The sequence below is a fragment of the Streptomyces sp. NPDC021093 genome (genome assembly GCF_044333135.1).
Taxonomy (GTDB): domain Bacteria; phylum Actinomycetota; class Actinomycetes; order Streptomycetales; family Streptomycetaceae; genus Streptomyces.
In genome coordinates this window covers 153,709-169,805 of record NZ_JBIRQJ010000007.1, presented here as the reverse complement: position 1 = coordinate 169,805, position 16,097 = coordinate 153,709, and the positions used below count along the sequence as shown (strand labels likewise).

Below are 16,097 nucleotides of genomic sequence, written 5' to 3'. Positions count from 1 at the left end.
CCTTGCCGCGCTCTCGCGGAAGCCGTCAGATGCCTGCCGCCGCCGACAGGTCGCGCTTGATGGCGGCCAGGGTTTCGGCGGCCCGGATGCGGGCCGCCGGGAGGGCGGACGCGTCCGTGACCGGGACGACGACCTCCAGGTAGCACTTGAGCTTGGGCTCGGTGCCGGACGGGCGGACGATCACGCGGGCGCCCGTGAGGTGGTAGCGGAGGCCGTCCGTAGGGGGGAGGGACTCCGTGCCCCGGGTGAGGTCCTCGGCGGATACGACCGGGAGGCCCGCCAGGGCGGTCGGCGGGTGCTCGCGGAGGCGGGTCATCGCGTTGGCGATGATGCTCAGGTCCTCGACGCGGACCGAGAGCTGGTCGGTCGCGTGCAGGCCGTGGGCGAGGGCCAGGTCGTCGAGGAGGTCGAGGAGGGTGCGGCCCTCCTCCTTGAGCTCGGAGGCGAGTTCGGTGATGGCCAGGGCGGCGGTGATGCCGTCCTTGTCGCGGACCCCGGCCGGGTCCACGCAGTAGCCGAGCGCTTCCTCGTACCCGTAACGGATGTTCTCGACGCGGGCGATCCACTTGAAGCCGGTGAGGGTCTCCTGGTAGCCGATGCCCGCCTGCTCGGCGATGCGGCCGAGGAGGGAGGAGGAGACGATCGACTCGGCGAACACGTCGTCCGGGCCCGCCGTGCCCTTGCGGACGATGTGGGCCGCGAGGAGCGCGCCCACCTCGTCACCGCGCAGCATGCGCCAGCCGCCGTCGACGGCGGCGTCGGGCACCGCCACGGCGCAGCGGTCCGCGTCCGGGTCGTTGGCGACGACCAGGTCGGGGGCGGGGGTGGTGCGGCGGGCCGTCGCGAAGGACAGGTCCATCGCACCGGGCTCTTCCGGGTTGGGGAAGGCGACCGTCGGGAAGTCGGGGTCGGGTTCGGCCTGCTCGGCGACGAGGGTCGGGGCCGGGAAGCCCGCGCGGGCGAAGGCGGCGAGGAGGACGTCCTTGCCGACGCCGTGCATGGCCGTGTAGACGGTGCGGGCCGTGCGGGGGGAACCGGGGGTCAGGACGGCGTCCGTGCGGGCCAGGTAGGCCTCCAGGACCTCCTCGTCGAGGACCAGCCAGCCGTCCTCGGGGCGGGGCACGTCCGCGAGGGCCTCGATCGCGTCGATCTCGGCGGCGATGTCGAGGTCGGCCGGGGGGACGATCTGGGAGCCGTCGCCCAGGTAGACCTTGTAGCCGTTGTCGCGGGGAGGGTTGTGGCTCGCCGTCACCTCGACGCCCGCCACCGCGCCCAAGTGCCTTATGGCGAAGGCCAGTACGGGGGTGGGGAGGGGGCGGGGGAGGAGTACGGCGCGGAGCCCGGCACCGGTCATGACGGCAGCGGTGTCGCGGGCGAAGTCCGCGGACTTGTGGCGCGCGTCGTAACCGATGACGACCACGTCGTCGGTGGAGTGGGGGCGGCCGGGCTGCTTCTTGAGGTACGCGGCGAGGCCGGCGGCGGCGCGGATGACGACGGCGCGGTTCATCCGCATCGGGCCGGCGCCGAGCTCGCCGCGGAGGCCGGCGGTGCCGAACTGGAGGGTGCCGGAGAAGCGCTCCGCGAGGTCGGCGGTGGCTTCGGCGTCGATGAGCTTGGCGAGCTCTTCGCGGGTCTCGGGGTCGGGGTCCTCGGCGAGCCAGGCGCTGGCGCGGGCGAGGAGGGTGGGGTCCTGGGGGGCCTGGGGCACGGTTCGCCTTTCGGAGGGTTGGTGGGGGTGGGGGTGGGGTGGGGGTTCTGGTCGCGGGGCGGGTCGCTCGGGCGCGGGGCGGGCCGGTGAGCGCGGGGCGGGCCGGTGGGTGGCCGGCGTTGCCTGCGGCGCTATCCCCTCCCCGCCCCTTCCCGAAACCGGGGGCAGGCCCCCGGACCCCCTGCACGGCTGCGCCGCGCGTCCTCAAACGCCGGACGGGCTGAAGTTGCCCTCAGCAGCACGGGGGCCTGCCTCTGGGGGCGCGGGGAACTGCGCGACCAGCCACGAACCACCCGCACGGACGAACCCCGCCCCCGGGAGGGGCGGCGAGGGGGGCGGGGCCGCGCAGCGGCACCCGCTCCCCGCCCGCCCGGCCCCGTCCCGCATCCGCTAGATCCGCTCCAGCACCCGCGCCAGCAGGCTGCCCATCCGGGCGGCGCTGTCGCGGCCCGCCTGGAGGACCTCCTCGTGGTTGAGGGGCTCGCCCGAGAGGCCCGCGGCGAGGTTCGTCACCAGGGAGATGCCGAGGACCTCCGCCCCCGCCTCGCGCGCCGCGATGGCTTCGAGGACCGTGGACATGCCGACCAGGTCGCCGCCCATGACGCGGACCATGTTGATCTCGGCCGGGGTCTCGTAGTGCGGGCCGGGGAACTGGACGTAGACGCCCTCCTCCAGGGTCTCGTCCACCTCCTTGCACAGGGCACGCAGACGCGGCGAGTAGAGGTCGGTCAGGTCGACGAAGTTCGCGCCGATGATCGGCGAGGCAGCCGTCAGGTTCAGGTGGTCGCTGATCAGGACCGGCTGGCCGGGGCGCATGCCGTCGCGCAGGCCGCCACAGCCGTTGGTGAGGACGACCGTCTTGCAGCCGGCGGCCACGGCGGTGCGGACACCGTGCGCGACGGCGGCGACGCCACGGCCCTCGTAGAAGTGCGTACGTCCGAGGAAGACCAGCGCGCGCTTGTCGCCGATCTTGTACGAGCGGATCTTTCCGCCGTGTCCTTCGACGGCCGGGGGCGGGAAGCCGGGCAGTTCCGTGACCGGGAACTCGGCCTCGGCCTCACCGAGGGCATCGACGGCGGGAGCCCAGCCGGAGCCCATCACGAGGGCGACGTCATGGGTCTCGGCGCCGGTCAGCTCGTGCAGACGGGCGGCCGCGGCGTCGGCGGCGGCCTGGGGGTCCGAAATAACAGATGCGTTCACGCGGACGAGGGTAGCCGCTCCAGCCCTACGCGCGTAGATGTCACGGCTGACGGCAACCCGATTGTTGCGTTGGAGGAAGCGACGAAGGGGCCGGAAAGCCCTCAGCAGGGGCGCTTGCGCAGTTCCATCACGTAGTCGTGCGGGGCGCCCGCCGACTCCGCCGCGTCGGCGATCTCGCCCAGGTAGCGGGCGGACGGCAGCCCGCCCTCGTACCCGTTGAGGACGTACATCCAGGTGGCTTCCTCGCCGTCCAGCGTGTGTACGCGGACCCGCATGCGGCGGTAGATGTCCAGGCCGACGCCCTCCCAGCGGTCCATCGAGTCCTCGTCCATCGGCGCGATGTCGTAGAGCGCCACGAAGACCTGCGAGCGCGGGGCCTCGACCACCGTGGCGAGCGAGCCCTCCCAGCCCATCTGCTCGCCGCCGAAGGTCAGCCTCCAGCCGTTGAGCCAGCCCGTGCCGCGCAGCGGCGAGTGCGGGGCGCGGCGGGACATCAGCCGCGCGTCGAGGTTGCCGGCGTACGCGGCGTAGAGCGACATGGCTCCGAGGGTACGGGAGGCCCGCTGATCCCGTACGGACGGCAAGGATCTCGTACCGGAAGAGGTGAGGAGGGCGAAGGAGGGGCGGGGAGAGGGACGGGGAGGGACAGCGGAGGGACGGCGGAGGGACGGCGGAGGGACGAGGAGGGGGATTACAACGACCGTCCGGCCCCGCTGGTTCCCGTATGGAGGGCCCCGGGGCGAAGCCCACGCCCGCGTGCGGGACAATGAAGTACGTACTGCACTCCTCCGGGGCGATCCCCCGGAACCCCGGCCGGGGCAGGCAGGACGGGCCGGGCGGAGTCGCAGCGGACTCAGGCGAACTCAAGCGAACGCGAGGCGGACTTTTCGTGACCCGGATCGTGATCATCGGTGGCGGACCCGGCGGGTACGAGGCGGCCCTGGTGGGCACCCAGCTCGGCGCAGAGGTGACCGTCGTCGACTGCGACGGACTCGGCGGGGCGTCGGTGCTGACCGACTGCGTACCGTCCAAGACCCTGATCGCCACGGCCGAGGTGATGACGACCTTCGACTCCTCGTACGAGGAGCTGGGCATCCTCGTGGCCGACGACACACCGCCGGAGGAGCAGTCCGCGCGTGTCGTCGGCGTGGACCTCGGCAAGGTCAACCGGCGGGTGAAGCGGCTCGCGCTCGCGCAGTCGCACGACATCGCCGCGTCCGTGACGCGGGCCGGTGCGCGCGTGATGCGCGGCCGCGGCCGGCTGGAGGGCCAGCAGGCCATGGACGGCTCGCGCACCGTGGTCGTCACCGCCGCGGACGGCACCGAGGAGCGGCTGACGGCGGACGCCGTGCTGATCGCGACCGGCGGCCACCCGCGCGAGATCCCGGACGCGCTGCCGGACGGCGAGCGGATCCTCAACTGGACGCAGGTGTACGACCTCGACGAGCTCCCGGAGGAGCTGATCGTGGTCGGGTCGGGCGTGACGGGTGCCGAGTTCGCCGGTGCGTACCAGGCGCTGGGCTCGCGCGTCACCCTCGTGTCCTCGCGCGACCGCGTGCTGCCGGGCGAGGACCCGGACGCGGCGGCCGTCCTTGAGGACGTCTTCCGGCGGCGCGGCATGAACGTCATGGCGCGCTCGCGCGCCGCGTCCGCCAAGCGCGTCGGCGACCGGGTGGAGGTCACCCTCGCGGACGGCCGGGTCATCTCCGGCTCGCACTGCCTGATGGCCGTCGGCGCCATCCCCAACTCCGCGGGCATGGGCCTGGAGGAGGCCGGGGTCAAGGTCAAGGACAGCGGCCACATCTGGACCGACCGGGTCTCCAGGACCTCGGCGCCGGGCGTGTACGCGGCCGGAGACGTCACCGGCGTCTTCGCCCTCGCCTCGGTCGCGGCGATGCAGGGACGTATCGCCATGTACCACTTCCTCGGTGACGCGGTCGCCCCGCTCGACCTCAAGACGGTCTCGTCGAACGTCTTCACCGACCCCGAGATCGCGACCGTCGGTTACACCCAGGCGGACGTCGACGCCGGCCGGATCGACGCGCGCGGCGTCAAGCTGCCGCTGCTGCGCAACCCGCGCGCCAAGATGCAGGGCATCAGGGACGGCTTCGTGAAGCTGTTCTGCCGTCCGGGCACGGGCATCGTCGTCGGCGGTGTGGTCGTCGCGCCGCGCGCGAGCGAGCTGATCCACCCGATCTCGATCGCCGTCGACAACAGTCTGACGGTGGAACAGATCGCGAAGGCGTTCACGGTCTATCCCTCCCTGTCGGGCTCGCTCGCGGAGGTGGCGCGGCAGCTGCACACGCGCAAGACCGCGGACGACAACTGACCGTACGGCACGCGGAGTTACCGGCCGGGGCGTGAACTCGCCACCGGCCGGGGCCGTATACCACTCCAGAGAGCTGTTTGCGACCAACTTCTGTTATTCGGCGCAAACTGCTGAAAACTATCGGCCGGTCAGGTTACTGTCAGTTTCGTGTTCGCTGCAGAACGTCGTCAATTGATCCTCGAAATGGTGCGGGCCAACGGGGCGGTTTCGCTCCGTGAGCTCGCCCGCGTCGTCCAGACCTCCGAAGTGACCGTACGGCGGGACGTGCGGGCGCTGGAGGCAGAAGGACTCCTCGACCGCCGGCACGGCGGTGCGGTACTGCCGGGCGGGTTCACCCGCGAATCCGGCTTTCCGCAGAAATCCCACCTCGCGACCGCGGAGAAGACGGCCATCGCCGACCTCGCCGCGGGGCTCGTGGAGGAGGGGGAGGCCATCGTCGTCGGCGCCGGTACGACCACGCAGGAGCTGGCGAGACGGCTCGCCCGGGTACCCGGGCTGACCGTCGTCACCAACTCCCTCCTGGTCGCACAGGCGTTGGCGCACGCCAACCGCGTCGAAGTCGTCATGACGGGCGGAACCCTGCGCGGTTCCAACTACGCGCTGGTCGGAAGCGGTGCCGAGCAGTCCCTCCAGGGGCTGCGGGTGTCCCGTGCCTTCCTCTCGGGCAGTGGTCTGACCGCCGAGCGCGGGCTCTCCACCTCCAACATGCTCTCCGCGAGCGTCGACCGGGCCCTGGTGCAGGCCGCCGCCGAGGTGGTGGTCCTCGCGGACCACACCAAGCTCGGCACCGACACCATGTTCCAGACGGTGCCCACCGACGTGATCACCCGGCTCGTCACCGACGAGCCGCCGCCCCACGACGAGCGCGCCGGTACGGAGTTGCAGGCGCTCGCCGACCAGGGCGTGCAGATCACCGTCGCCGGGCCGGGGGCCGGAGCGTCCGGCTCCGGGGGTGATGGCGTCCCGACGGGGCGTCCGCAGCCCCGCCGGGACATGCCGCTGCCGGGTCAGCGCAGGACCCATCCGGGCGGCCCCGGTTCGCAGTTGCGCAGCGCTGCCTCGATCGCCGAGCAGCAGGCGCAGTCGCCGGGGGAGCGGGCCAGGGTGGCCGATATGCGTCGCCGTTAGGCCGCGCGCTAGTCCGCCCTGGAGTCTGTCTCGTCGGTACGGGGGCGGAGCCCTCGTACCGCGAGCGACAGCAGTCGGTCGGCCAACTCCGGGTCGTCCGGGGACTGTTCGGCGGCCAGCGCGATCGCGTTGGTGAGCTGCATGAGGTCCCGGATCGGTACGTCGGGACGTACGGCGCCGGACTGCTGGGCGCGTACGAGCAGGGCCGTGCCGGCCTCGCGCATCGGGATGCTGCACGCGGACATCGCCGAGGCGCTGCTCTCGGTGCCCGCACCGCTGCCGGTGCCCGACGCCGACATGAGTGCGCGGGCCAGGCCCCGATACTCACTCGCATGAGTGATGATGGCGCGCAGCCAGGTGACGAGGGCCTCGCAGGGGGCCGTCGCATCCGCCAACGCGTGGGCGCGGGCGATCAGTTCGTCCACGGCGCCCTGGAAGACCGCGCTCATCAGGGCGTACCGGGTGGGGAAGTGCCGGTACAGGGTGCCGATGCCGACGCCTGCGCGGCGGGCGATCTCCTCCAGCGAGGCATCCGTCCCGTGCGCGGCGAACGCGGCGCGCGCTTCGGCCAGCAGCTTGTCGTAGTTGCGACGGGCGTCGGCGCGCATGGGCCGTGTGGGGCGGGGGCCCGGGACGGTGGGGGGACTGGTGGTCGCCATGGATCACAGCATGCCATTGGGAGGGGCGGGTGTGGGCGGTCGCGGGCGCGGGCGCGTGCGGTCGGGAGGGGCCGGGGCGGTGGCGAGCGCGTGCGGTCGTGGGCGGGCGTGCCGCGGTGGGGGGCCGCCCCCTTGCCCACCCGTTCCGCCCCCGGGGGGCGGCCCCGCTGCCCAAGAGGGCTAGGGGCTAAGGGGGCTGGCTTTTAGGGGCGCGGGGAACTGCGCGGCCAGCCATGACGTGCCCGCGCGACGACCACCGGCCAAACGCGCGGCGGCCCGCCACCCCCGAAGGGGGGACGGGCCGCCGCGCGGTGAAGCAGGGGGGGAGAGAGATCAGTCCTTGATCTCGCAGATGAGTGCTCCGGAAGTGACCGAGCCACCCACCTCCGCCGCCAGCCCCTTGACCGTCCCCGCGCGGTGGGCGTTCAGCGGCTGTTCCATCTTCATGGCCTCCAGGACGACGATCAGGTCGCCCTCGTTGACCTGCTGGCCCTCCTCGACCGCGACCTTGACGATCGTGCCCTGCATGGGCGAGGCCAGGCTGTCGCCGGAAGCGGCGGAGCCCGACTTCTTCGCGGCGCGGCGCTTCGGCTTCGCGCCGGCGGCCAGGCCGGTACGGGCCAGCGTCATGCCGAGCGACGACGGCAGCGACACCTCAAGACGCTTGCCGCCGACCTCGACGACGATCGTCTCGCGGCCCGACTCGTCCTCGTCGCCCTCGGCGCCGGGGACCGTGAAGGCCGGGATCTCGTTGACGAACTCGGTCTCGATCCACCGGGTGTGCACCGTGAACGGGTCCGCGGTGAAGGCCGGGTCGACCACGACCGCGCGGTGGAAGGGGATCGCGGTGGCCATGCCCTCGACGTTGAACTCGGCGAGCGCGCGCGCCGCCCGCTGCAGCGCCTGCTCGCGGGTCGCGCCCGTCACGATCAGCTTGGCGAGGAGCGAGTCCCACGCCGGGCCGATGACCGAGCCCGACTCGACGCCCGCGTCGAGGCGGACACCGGGGCCGCTCGGCGGGGCGAAGTTCGTGACCGTACCGGGGGCGGGCAGGAAGCCGCGGCCCGGGTCCTCGCCGTTGATACGGAACTCGAAGGAGTGGCCCCGTACGGCCGGGTCGTCGTACCCCAGCTCCTCGCCGTCCGCGATGCGGAACATCTCGCGGACCAGGTCGATGCCGGAGACCTCTTCGGTGACCGGGTGCTCGACCTGGAGGCGGGTGTTGACCTCCAGGAAGGAGATCGTGCCGTCCGCGCCGACCAGGAACTCGACGGTGCCCGCACCGACGTAGCCCGCCTCGCGCAGGATCGCCTTGGAGGAGGCGTACAGCTCGGCGTTCTGAGCGTCGCTCAGGAACGGCGCCGGGGCCTCCTCGACCAGCTTCTGGTGGCGGCGCTGGAGGGAGCAGTCACGGGTCGACACGACGACGACGTTGCCGTGGCTGTCGGCCAGGCACTGCGTCTCGACGTGCCGCGGCTTGTCCAGGTAGCGCTCGACGAAGCACTCGCCGCGGCCGAAGGCGGCGACCGCCTCGCGGACGGCCGATTCGTACAGCTCGGGGACTTCCTCCAGGGTGCGCGCGACCTTGAGGCCGCGACCGCCACCGCCGAAGGCGGCCTTGATCGCGATCGGCAGCCCGTGCTCCTCGGCGAACGCGACGACCTCGTCGGAGCCGGAGACCGGGTCCGGGGTGCCCGCGACCAGCGGGGCACCGGCGCGCTGCGCGATGTGGCGCGCGGCGACCTTGTCGCCCAGGTCGCGGATGGCCTGCGGCGGCGGGCCGATCCAGGTCAGACCGGCGTCGAGGACCGCCTGCGCGAACTCCGCGTTCTCGGAGAGGAATCCGTAACCCGGGTGGATGGCGTCCGCACCCGAGTCCTTCGCGGCCTGGAGCACCTTGGCCATGTCCAGGTAGCTGGCGGCCGGGGTGTCACCGCCCAGGGCGAACGCCTCGTCGGCCGCGCGGACGTGCAGAGCGTCCCGGTCCGGATCGGCGTAGACGGCTACGCTCCCGATCCCGGCGTCCCGACAGGCTCGGGCAACGCGGACAGCGATTTCGCCTCGGTTGGCGATGAGCACCTTGCGCACGATGGCTCCCTCCTTGTGAAACAAGCTGAGTTTAGGGACTGCCCACACGGCCCTACGACCCGTCCCCAATGGTGAGCTTGCCCACACGGAGTGTGATTCGAGGCGTGGTTGAGTCGCGAAATCCCTTGTCGTACCACGGTACGACGGGTTACCTCATCGCACAGTAGCCCTGTGGTGTGGCCAAGGTCTCTGTCCTGGCACCCAGTGGGGTGAGGGGTTTCTTTGTGGAGTCCCTACGAAGGGGCGGCCCATTCTTTGCCGTACGGAGGGCTCGGCACCGGCTCGGTGAGGAGGTTGTGCGGAACCCCTTGTCGTGGGCATTACCGGTTAGTAGCGTGCGCCGTTGACAGGCCCCTCCAGGCAAGTCCCGTACGGAAGTGGGTGGGCGCGGTGGCGCGCAGGCCGATAGCCGCTGTGACGGCGCTCGTGCTGTTCCTGGAGGCGATCGGCGTCGTCTTCGTCAACTACGTCCTGGGCCGGGTCGTGGACGGCCAGTCGATGTCCCTGGCGGGCCTGGACCCCGACGCGATGGCGGCGGGCGCCTGGGCGCTGGGCGGCGTCGCCGGTCTCTTCCTCGCGGTCTGCGGCGGCTTCCTGCTCCGTGCGGCGCTCAAGGACCGGGCGCCCGCCCGCCCCGTACGCATCCTGCTGATCGTCTGCGCGGTGGTGCACGGTGTGCTGGGGGCGGCGGCGGTCGGCCTGGTCGGCTGGTGGGCGTTCGCCTGGACGATGGTGGTGCTGGGGCTGCTCGTACTGAGCCTGCTGATGTACGGGACGAGGGACGCGGACCCGCGGGGCGCCGCGCCCTCGAAGCCCGCTGCGCCTCCGGCGGCCGGGCCCGACCTCAGGCCCACAGGTCCGTGATCGCCACGTCCAGTTCGGCGAGCAGGTCGCGCAGCAGGGGCAGCGAGAGCCCGATGACGTTCCCGGGGTCGCCCTCGATGCCCCGTACGAAGGGTGCCGAGCGGCCGTCGAGGGTGAACGCGCCCGCCACGTAGAGGGGTTCGCCGCTCGCCACGTACGCCGCGATCTCCGCGTCCGAGGGTTCCGCGAAGTGGACGGTCGTCGACGCGGTCGCCGCCGCCCGCCGGCCGCTCGCCGTGTCGATCACGCAGTGCCCGGTCTGCAGGACCCCGGACCGCCCGCGCATCGCCTTCCAGCGGGCCGTCGCGTCCTCGGCGTCGTCGGGCTTGCCGAGCGCCTGCCCGTCCAGTTCCAGTACGGAGTCGCAGCCGACGACCAGTGCCCCGGCGGCCTCCGGGAGCGCGGCCACCACGTCCGCCTTCGCCGTCGCCAGTACGAGGGCCAGCTCGCCAGGGGTCGGAGCGCTCAGCGCGTCCTCGTCGACACCGCTGACGATCACCTCGGGCGCGAGACCCGCCTGCCGCAGCAGTCCGAGCCGGGCGGGGGAGGCGGAGCCGAGAACGAGGCGACGGGCGGGGGAGGCAGAGGTGCTGGCAGTCATGTGTGCAGGGTAGCCAGCGTCGGCGAGCCGCTGCCACGAGCGCTGTCAGCGCACGCCCGCCACGAACATCGCCACCACCATCGCCAGTGCCAGCAGCACCCCCGCGCGGCGCAGCATGGCCTGCATGTCGCGCAGTTCCTTGGGCGGCTCATTCTTCGGGTCGGACCACAGCATGCCTTCGATAGTGCGGTCGCGATGCCGGTGGCGCCTGAGTACGTGTACTCAGGCGCCACTGCACGGAATGACTAATTCAGTGGGGCTACGAGGGCCAGTACGTGCGCCCCCACGCACTCGGTCCCGGCTGCGGCAGCCGGGCCGCCGCGACCCGGGCCGGGTCGGACCAGGCGGGGCGCGGCGCGGCAGGACCCGGTGCCGCGCTGCCCGAGGACGCGGCACGGGCCTGGACCACCGCCAGTGCGGCGGCCAGCTCCTCCGGGGTCGGGTTGCCCCGTACCACCTTGATCATGTCGGTCATGGGGCCGAACTCCCTTCCTAGAGCGGGATGTTGCCGTGCTTCTTCGGGGGCAGGGACTCCCGCTTGGTGCGCAGCTGGCGCAGCCCGCGCACGATGTGGCGGCGGGTCTCGGCCGGCATGATCACCGCGTCGACGTAGCCGCGCTCGGCCGCCACGTACGGGTTGAGGAGGGCGTCCTCGTAGTCCGCGATCAGCTCGGCGCGGGTCGCCTCCTGGTCCTCGGCGGCGGCGATGGTGCGGCGGTGCAGGATGTTCACCGCGCCCTGGGCGCCCATGACGGCGATCTGGGCGGTCGGCCAGGCCAGATTGAGGTCGGCGCCCAGGTGCTTGGAGCCCATGACGTCGTACGCGCCGCCGAACGCCTTGCGCGTGATGACGGTGATGAGCGGGACGGTCGCCTCGGCGTACGCGTAGATGAGCTTGGCGCCGCGCCGGATGATCCCGCCGTACTCCTGGTCGACACCGGGGAGGAAGCCCGGCACGTCCACGAAGGTGAGGACGGGGACGTTGAAGGCGTCGCAGGTGCGGACGAAGCGCGCGGCCTTCTCGCTCGCGTTGATGTCGAGGCAGCCGGCGAACTGCATCGGCTGGTTGGCGACGATGCCCACCGGGTGGCCCTCGACACGGCCGAAGCCGGTGAGGATGTTCGGCGCGAACAGGGCCTGGGTCTCCAGGAATTCGCCCTCGTCCAGGACGTGCTCGATCGCCGTGTGCATGTCGTACGGCTGGTTGGCGCTGTCCGGGATGAGGGTGTCCAGCTCCCGGTCCTCGTCGCTGGTCTCCAGGTCCGCCTCCTCGGGGAAGGCGGGCGCCTCGCTGAGGTTGTTCGAAGGCAGGTACGAGAGCAGCGACTTCACGTACTCGATGGCGTCCTTCTCGTCGCCCGCCATGTGGTGCGCGACACCGGACGTGGTGTTGTGGGTGCGCGCGCCGCCCAGCTCCTCGAAGCCGACGTCCTCACCGGTGACCGTCTTGATGACGTCGGGGCCCGTGATGAACATGTGCGAGGTCTGGTCGACCATGACCGTGAAGTCGGTGATGGCGGGCGAGTAGACGGCCCCGCCCGCGCACGGGCCGACGATCAGCGAGATCTGCGGGACGACGCCCGACGCGTGCACGTTGCGGCGGAAGATCTCCGCGAACAGGCCGAGCGCGGCGACGCCCTCCTGGATGCGGGCGCCGCCGCCGTCGTTGATGCCGATGACCGGGCAGCCGGTCTTCAGCGCGAAGTCCATGACCTTGACGATCTTCTCGCCGTACACCTCGCCGAGCGAGCCGCCGAAGATGGTGAAGTCCTGCGAGTACACGCAGACGGGGCGGCCGTCGACGGTTCCGTACCCGGTGACGACCCCGTCGCCGTACGGGCGGTTCTTCTCGATGCCGAAGTTCGTGGAGCGGTGCCGGGCGAACTCGTCCAGCTCGACGAACGAGCCCTCGTCCATGAGGAGTTCGATCCGCTCGCGCGCCGTCAGCTTGCCCTTGGCGTGCTGCTTCTCGACCGCGCGCTCGGAACCCGCGTGGGTGGCTTCTTCGATGCGGCGCTGCAAATCCGCGATCTTGCCGGAAGTGGTGTGGATGTCGATCTCTGCGGATCCTGCGGATTCTGCGGACACGGGGCTGCGGCTCCCTGCTTCGACTGCGTCAACGGCACGCACGGTGTCAACGGCGACGGTACGGACGGCTACTGGTCCGTAGCGTAATCGCGGGACTGCCGGGCGGCAGTGCGTCGTTTGCCACACCTACGCTGGCTTGCATGACGCCTCCCGATGCTTCAGACAGTCCTTCCGGCGGTCCTTCCGACGGTCCTTCCGGCAGTCGCTGGAACAACCTCGACCGGCCGCCCTTCAACGTGACGGGGCTGCGCCGCGCACTGGTCCGCGAGGGCGGGCTGTGGACCTCGCTCGACGTCGTCGAGTCGACCGGATCGACCAACAGCGACCTCGCCGGACGCGGAGATTCCGCCCCGGAGGGCGCGGTGCTCGTCGCCGAGGAGCAGACGCGGGGCCGGGGCCGCCTGGACCGCCGCTGGTCGGCGCCCGCGCGCTCGGGCCTCTTCTTCTCCGTCCTCCTCAAGCCGGGGGAGTCCGTCCCGGTGGAGCGCTGGGGCTGGCTGCCGCTGCTGACCGGCGTCGCGGTCGCGACCGCGCTGTCCCGGGCGGCGGGCGTGGACACCGCCCTCAAGTGGCCGAACGACCTGCTGGTCACGGTGGACGGCGAGGAGCGCAAGACGGGCGGCATCCTCGCGGAGCGGGTCGGCGACGGGGTCGTGGTCGGCGTCGGCCTCAACGTCTCCCTGCGCGCCGACGAACTCCCCGTCCCCGCGGCGGGCTCCCTCGCCCTCGCGGGCGCGGTCACCCTCGACCGGGACCCGCTGCTGCGGGCCGTCCTGCGCTCGGTCGAGGAGTGGTACGAGGCCTGGCGCACGGCCGGCGGGGACCCGGTGGGCAGCCGGCTCCAGGAGGCGTACGCGGCGGGCTGCTCGACGCTGGGCCGGTCGGTGCGGGCGGAGCTCCCGGGCGGACACGTGCTGACGGGCGAAGCGGTCGCGGTGGACGGCGACGGCCGACTGGTCATCGGGACGGCGGACGGGGTGCAGAGGCCGGTGGGGGCGGGGGACATCGTGCACTTGCGGCCGGGGGGATCCAGCCCGTCCGGCGTTTGAGGACGCGCGGCGCAGCCGTGCACCGGGCGCAGCCCGGGACGCCGGCCCCCGCCGGGGCGAGCTTGTGCGGTCGCGGTGGTGGGCGGTCGTGAGGGGGTGTGCTCCGCCCAAGGGGGCTGGGTGTCGCCAGGGACGGGGAGTGAGCCAGCGCACATCTGCCGTATCGTTGAGGCGACCCGCGGCACGCGGTCCGTGACGGGCGGTCCGGATCAGTTCGCGCGACAGATCGACAGGTGGCGGCAGAGCAGTGCGCAGGGAACGGGCAGGAGGCGGCAGGTGACCGTCGACGGAACCACGTCCGACGGGGACTCGGACCCCAACCCCTCTACTCCGGAGACCCCGGCGACCCCGGACGCTCCGGACGCCCCCAAGACCCCCAGGGCCCCGTCCGCCCCGGCGTCCCCGGTGTTCCACGAGGTCGACCACACCGCCGAACCCTCCGACGACCCCCTCGCCATCCGGCTGGAGCAGCTCATCCTCGGCGCCGAGCGCCGGTACACCGCCTTCCAGGCGGCCCGTACCGCCGGTGTCTCCATGGATCTCGCCTCCCGCTTCTGGCGTGCCATGGGTTTCCCCGACATCGGCCAGGCCAAGGCCCTCACCGAGGCCGACGTCCTGGCCCTGCGCCGGCTGGCGGGACTGGTCGAGGCCGGGCTGCTCAGCGAGCCGATGGCCGTCCAGGTCGCCCGCTCCACCGGGCAGACCACCGCCCGCCTGGCCGAATGGCAGATCGACAGTTTCCTGGAGGGCCTCACCGAGCCGCCCGAGCCCGGCATGACCCGCACCGAGGTGACGTACCCCCTCGTCGAACTCCTCCTCCCCGAGCTGGAGGAGTTCCTGGTCTACGTCTGGCGCAGGCAGCTCGCCGCGGCGACCGGCCGGGTCGTCCAGGCCGCCGACGACGACGAGATGGTGGACCGCCGCCTCGCCGTCGGCTTCGCGGACCTGGTCGGTTTCACCCGCCTCACCCGCCGCCTCGAAGAGGAGGAACTCGGCGAACTGGTCGAGGCCTTCGAGACCACCTGCGCCGACCTGGTCGCCGCGCACGGCGGCCGGCTCATCAAGACCCTCGGCGACGAGGTCCTGTACTGCGCCGACGACGCGGGCACGGCGGCCGAGATCGCGCTGCGCCTCATCGAGACCCTCTCGCACGACCAGACGATGCCCGCCCTGCGCGTCGGCATCGCCTTCGGCACCGTCACGACCCGCATGGGCGACGTCTTCGGTACGACGGTGAACCTGGCCAGCCGTCTCACCTCGATAGCTCCCAAGGACACGGTCCTGGTCGACGGCGCGCTCGCCGAGGAGCTGTCCCGCACCGGCGAGGCCCCGGTCTCCGAGGCGGAGGCCGCCGCCGAGGCGGAGAAGGCGGAGAAGGAGGGCACGGAGGCCCCCACGTACCGCTTCGGCCTCCAGCCGATGTGGCAGCGCCCGGTGCGCGGCCTCGGCATAGTGGAACCGTGGATGCTGGGCCGCCGCACGAAGCCGGACTCTTCCTGACCCCTTGACCGCCTCCCTAGGATCGATCCGAAACGATCGTTAACCGGGAGGGACCCCAGCTCATGGACGAGCAGCGGTACGGAGAATTCGTAGCGGTACGGCGCCACGGCGACGGCGGTCACGTCGCCGAGCTCGTCCTCGACCGCCCCAAGGCGATGAACGCGGTCTCCTCCGCGATGGCCGCCTCGATCGCCGAGGCCTGCACGGCGCTGGCCGCCGACCCGGCCGTCCGTACCACCGTCGTCACCTCCTCGAACGACCGCGCCTTCTGCGTCGGCGCCGACCTCAAGGAGCGCAACTCCTTCACCGACGCGGAACTGGTCCGTCAGCGCCCCACCGCCCGCGCCGCGTACACAGGCGTCCTCGACCTCCCGATGCCGACGGTCGCCGCCGTGCACGGCTTCGCACTCGGCGGCGGCTACGAGCTGGCGCTGGCCTGCGACGTGATCGTCGCCGACGGGACGGCCGTCGTCGGCCTCCCCGAGGTGTCCGTGGGCGTCATCCCCGGCGGCGGCGGTACGCAGCTGCTGCCGCGCCGCGTCGGGGCGGCGCGGGCGGCGGAGCTGGTGTTCACGGCGCGCCGGGTGGAGGCGCCGGAGGCGGCGGAGCTGGGCCTGGTCGACGTACTGGCGGAGTCCGGCGCGCACGCGCGCGAGGAGGCGCTCGCGCTGGCGGCCCGTATCGCGGCCAACTCCCCGGTCGGCCTGCGTGCCGCCAAGAAGGCGCTGCGGCTCGGCCAGGGTCTGGACCTGCGGGCGGGCCTGGAGGTGGAGGACGCGGCCTGGCGGTCGGTGGCCTTCTCCGGGGACCGGGCAGAGGGCGTCGCCGCGTTCAACGAGAAGCGCAAGCCGGAGTGGCCCGGGGAGTAAGGGGCATCAAATCG

Annotated in this window: 15 protein-coding genes; 6 read left to right on the top strand and 9 right to left on the bottom strand. The window is 72.4% G+C overall.

Annotated features, from left to right (window positions below; all coding sequences use genetic code 11):
- Positions 1-25 precede the first annotated feature (25 nt).
- From ACH4SP_RS22780 to ACH4SP_RS22770, 3 genes are all read right to left on the bottom strand, one after another.
- Positions 26-1,708 carry a phospho-sugar mutase gene (locus tag ACH4SP_RS22780; RefSeq protein WP_398417371.1) on the bottom strand — a complete coding sequence of 561 codons (1,683 nt, stop codon included), beginning with the start codon at positions 1,706-1,708 and terminating at the stop codon, positions 26-28.
- A gap of 390 nt (positions 1,709-2,098) precedes the next feature.
- A complete protein-coding gene (locus tag ACH4SP_RS22775; protein ID WP_398417370.1) occupies positions 2,099-2,908 on the bottom strand; it encodes a purine-nucleoside phosphorylase in 810 nt (269 codons plus the stop codon).
- Between the two features lie 101 nt (positions 2,909-3,009).
- Positions 3,010-3,447 carry a gamma-glutamylcyclotransferase gene (locus ACH4SP_RS22770; protein ID WP_189820906.1) on the bottom strand — a complete coding sequence of 146 codons (438 nt, stop codon included), beginning with the start codon at positions 3,445-3,447 and terminating at the stop codon, positions 3,010-3,012.
- Between the two features lie 350 nt (positions 3,448-3,797).
- Here ACH4SP_RS22770 and ACH4SP_RS22765 point away from each other — a divergent pair, with 350 nt between their 5' ends.
- Positions 3,798-5,237 carry an NAD(P)H-quinone dehydrogenase gene (locus ACH4SP_RS22765; RefSeq protein WP_398417369.1) on the top strand — a complete coding sequence of 480 codons (1,440 nt, stop codon included), beginning with the start codon at positions 3,798-3,800 and terminating at the stop codon, positions 5,235-5,237.
- Between the two features lie 147 nt (positions 5,238-5,384).
- Positions 5,385-6,365, top strand: coding sequence for a DeoR/GlpR family DNA-binding transcription regulator (locus ACH4SP_RS22760; protein WP_398417368.1), 981 nt, complete (start codon positions 5,385-5,387; stop codon positions 6,363-6,365).
- A gap of 8 nt (positions 6,366-6,373) precedes the next feature.
- On the opposite strand, the gene ACH4SP_RS22755 is transcribed toward ACH4SP_RS22760, so the two are convergent.
- Together ACH4SP_RS22755 and ACH4SP_RS22750 are read right to left on the bottom strand one after the other, a co-directional pair.
- Positions 6,374-6,973 (bottom strand): TetR/AcrR family transcriptional regulator, encoded by a 600-nt coding sequence (locus ACH4SP_RS22755; RefSeq protein ID WP_398417758.1) that lies wholly within the window; start codon positions 6,971-6,973, stop codon positions 6,374-6,376.
- Between the two features lie 384 nt (positions 6,974-7,357).
- Positions 7,358-9,112, bottom strand: coding sequence for an acetyl/propionyl/methylcrotonyl-CoA carboxylase subunit alpha (locus ACH4SP_RS22750; RefSeq protein WP_398417367.1), 1,755 nt, complete (start codon positions 9,110-9,112; stop codon positions 7,358-7,360).
- Between the two features lie 381 nt (positions 9,113-9,493).
- Between ACH4SP_RS22750 and ACH4SP_RS22745 the strand changes: the two genes are divergently transcribed.
- The gene (locus ACH4SP_RS22745) at positions 9,494-9,976 is read left to right on the top strand and encodes a hypothetical protein (protein WP_398417366.1); all 483 of its coding nucleotides are present in this window, start codon (positions 9,494-9,496) and stop codon (positions 9,974-9,976) included.
- Here the strand turns inward: ACH4SP_RS22745 and ACH4SP_RS22740 are convergent.
- The 4 genes from ACH4SP_RS22740 to ACH4SP_RS22725 all read right to left on the bottom strand — a co-directional run bounded on the left by ACH4SP_RS22740 (position 9,957) and on the right by ACH4SP_RS22725 (position 12,665).
- The gene (locus ACH4SP_RS22740; RefSeq protein WP_398417365.1) at positions 9,957-10,577 is read right to left on the bottom strand and encodes a Maf family protein; all 621 of its coding nucleotides are present in this window, start codon (positions 10,575-10,577) and stop codon (positions 9,957-9,959) included. The genes ACH4SP_RS22745 and ACH4SP_RS22740 overlap by 20 nt on opposite strands.
- Positions 10,578-10,622: 45 nt before the next feature.
- On the bottom strand, positions 10,623-10,751 hold the full coding sequence (gene mmpB, locus ACH4SP_RS22735; RefSeq protein WP_398417364.1) for a morphogenic membrane protein MmpB: 129 nt from the start codon (positions 10,749-10,751) through the stop codon (positions 10,623-10,625).
- Positions 10,752-10,836: 85 nt separating this feature from the next.
- Positions 10,837-11,043, bottom strand: coding sequence for an acyl-CoA carboxylase epsilon subunit (locus ACH4SP_RS22730; protein ID WP_398417757.1), 207 nt, complete (start codon positions 11,041-11,043; stop codon positions 10,837-10,839).
- Between the two features lie 26 nt (positions 11,044-11,069).
- A complete protein-coding gene (locus ACH4SP_RS22725; protein ID WP_398417363.1) occupies positions 11,070-12,665 on the bottom strand; it encodes an acyl-CoA carboxylase subunit beta in 1,596 nt (531 codons plus the stop codon).
- A 140-nt stretch (positions 12,666-12,805) separates the two neighbouring features.
- Between ACH4SP_RS22725 and ACH4SP_RS22720 the strand changes: the two genes are divergently transcribed.
- From ACH4SP_RS22720 to ACH4SP_RS22710, 3 genes are all read left to right on the top strand, one after another.
- Positions 12,806-13,714, top strand: coding sequence for a biotin--[acetyl-CoA-carboxylase] ligase (locus tag ACH4SP_RS22720; protein ID WP_398417362.1), 909 nt, complete (start codon positions 12,806-12,808; stop codon positions 13,712-13,714).
- 276 nt (positions 13,715-13,990) lie between these two features.
- Positions 13,991-15,214: an adenylate/guanylate cyclase domain-containing protein gene (locus ACH4SP_RS22715; protein WP_398417361.1), complete on the top strand. Its 1,224-nt coding sequence runs from the start codon at positions 13,991-13,993 to the stop codon at positions 15,212-15,214.
- 62 nt (positions 15,215-15,276) lie between these two features.
- A complete protein-coding gene (locus ACH4SP_RS22710) occupies positions 15,277-16,083 on the top strand; it encodes an enoyl-CoA hydratase/isomerase family protein (RefSeq protein WP_398417360.1) in 807 nt (268 codons plus the stop codon).
- Positions 16,084-16,097 lie beyond the last annotated feature (14 nt).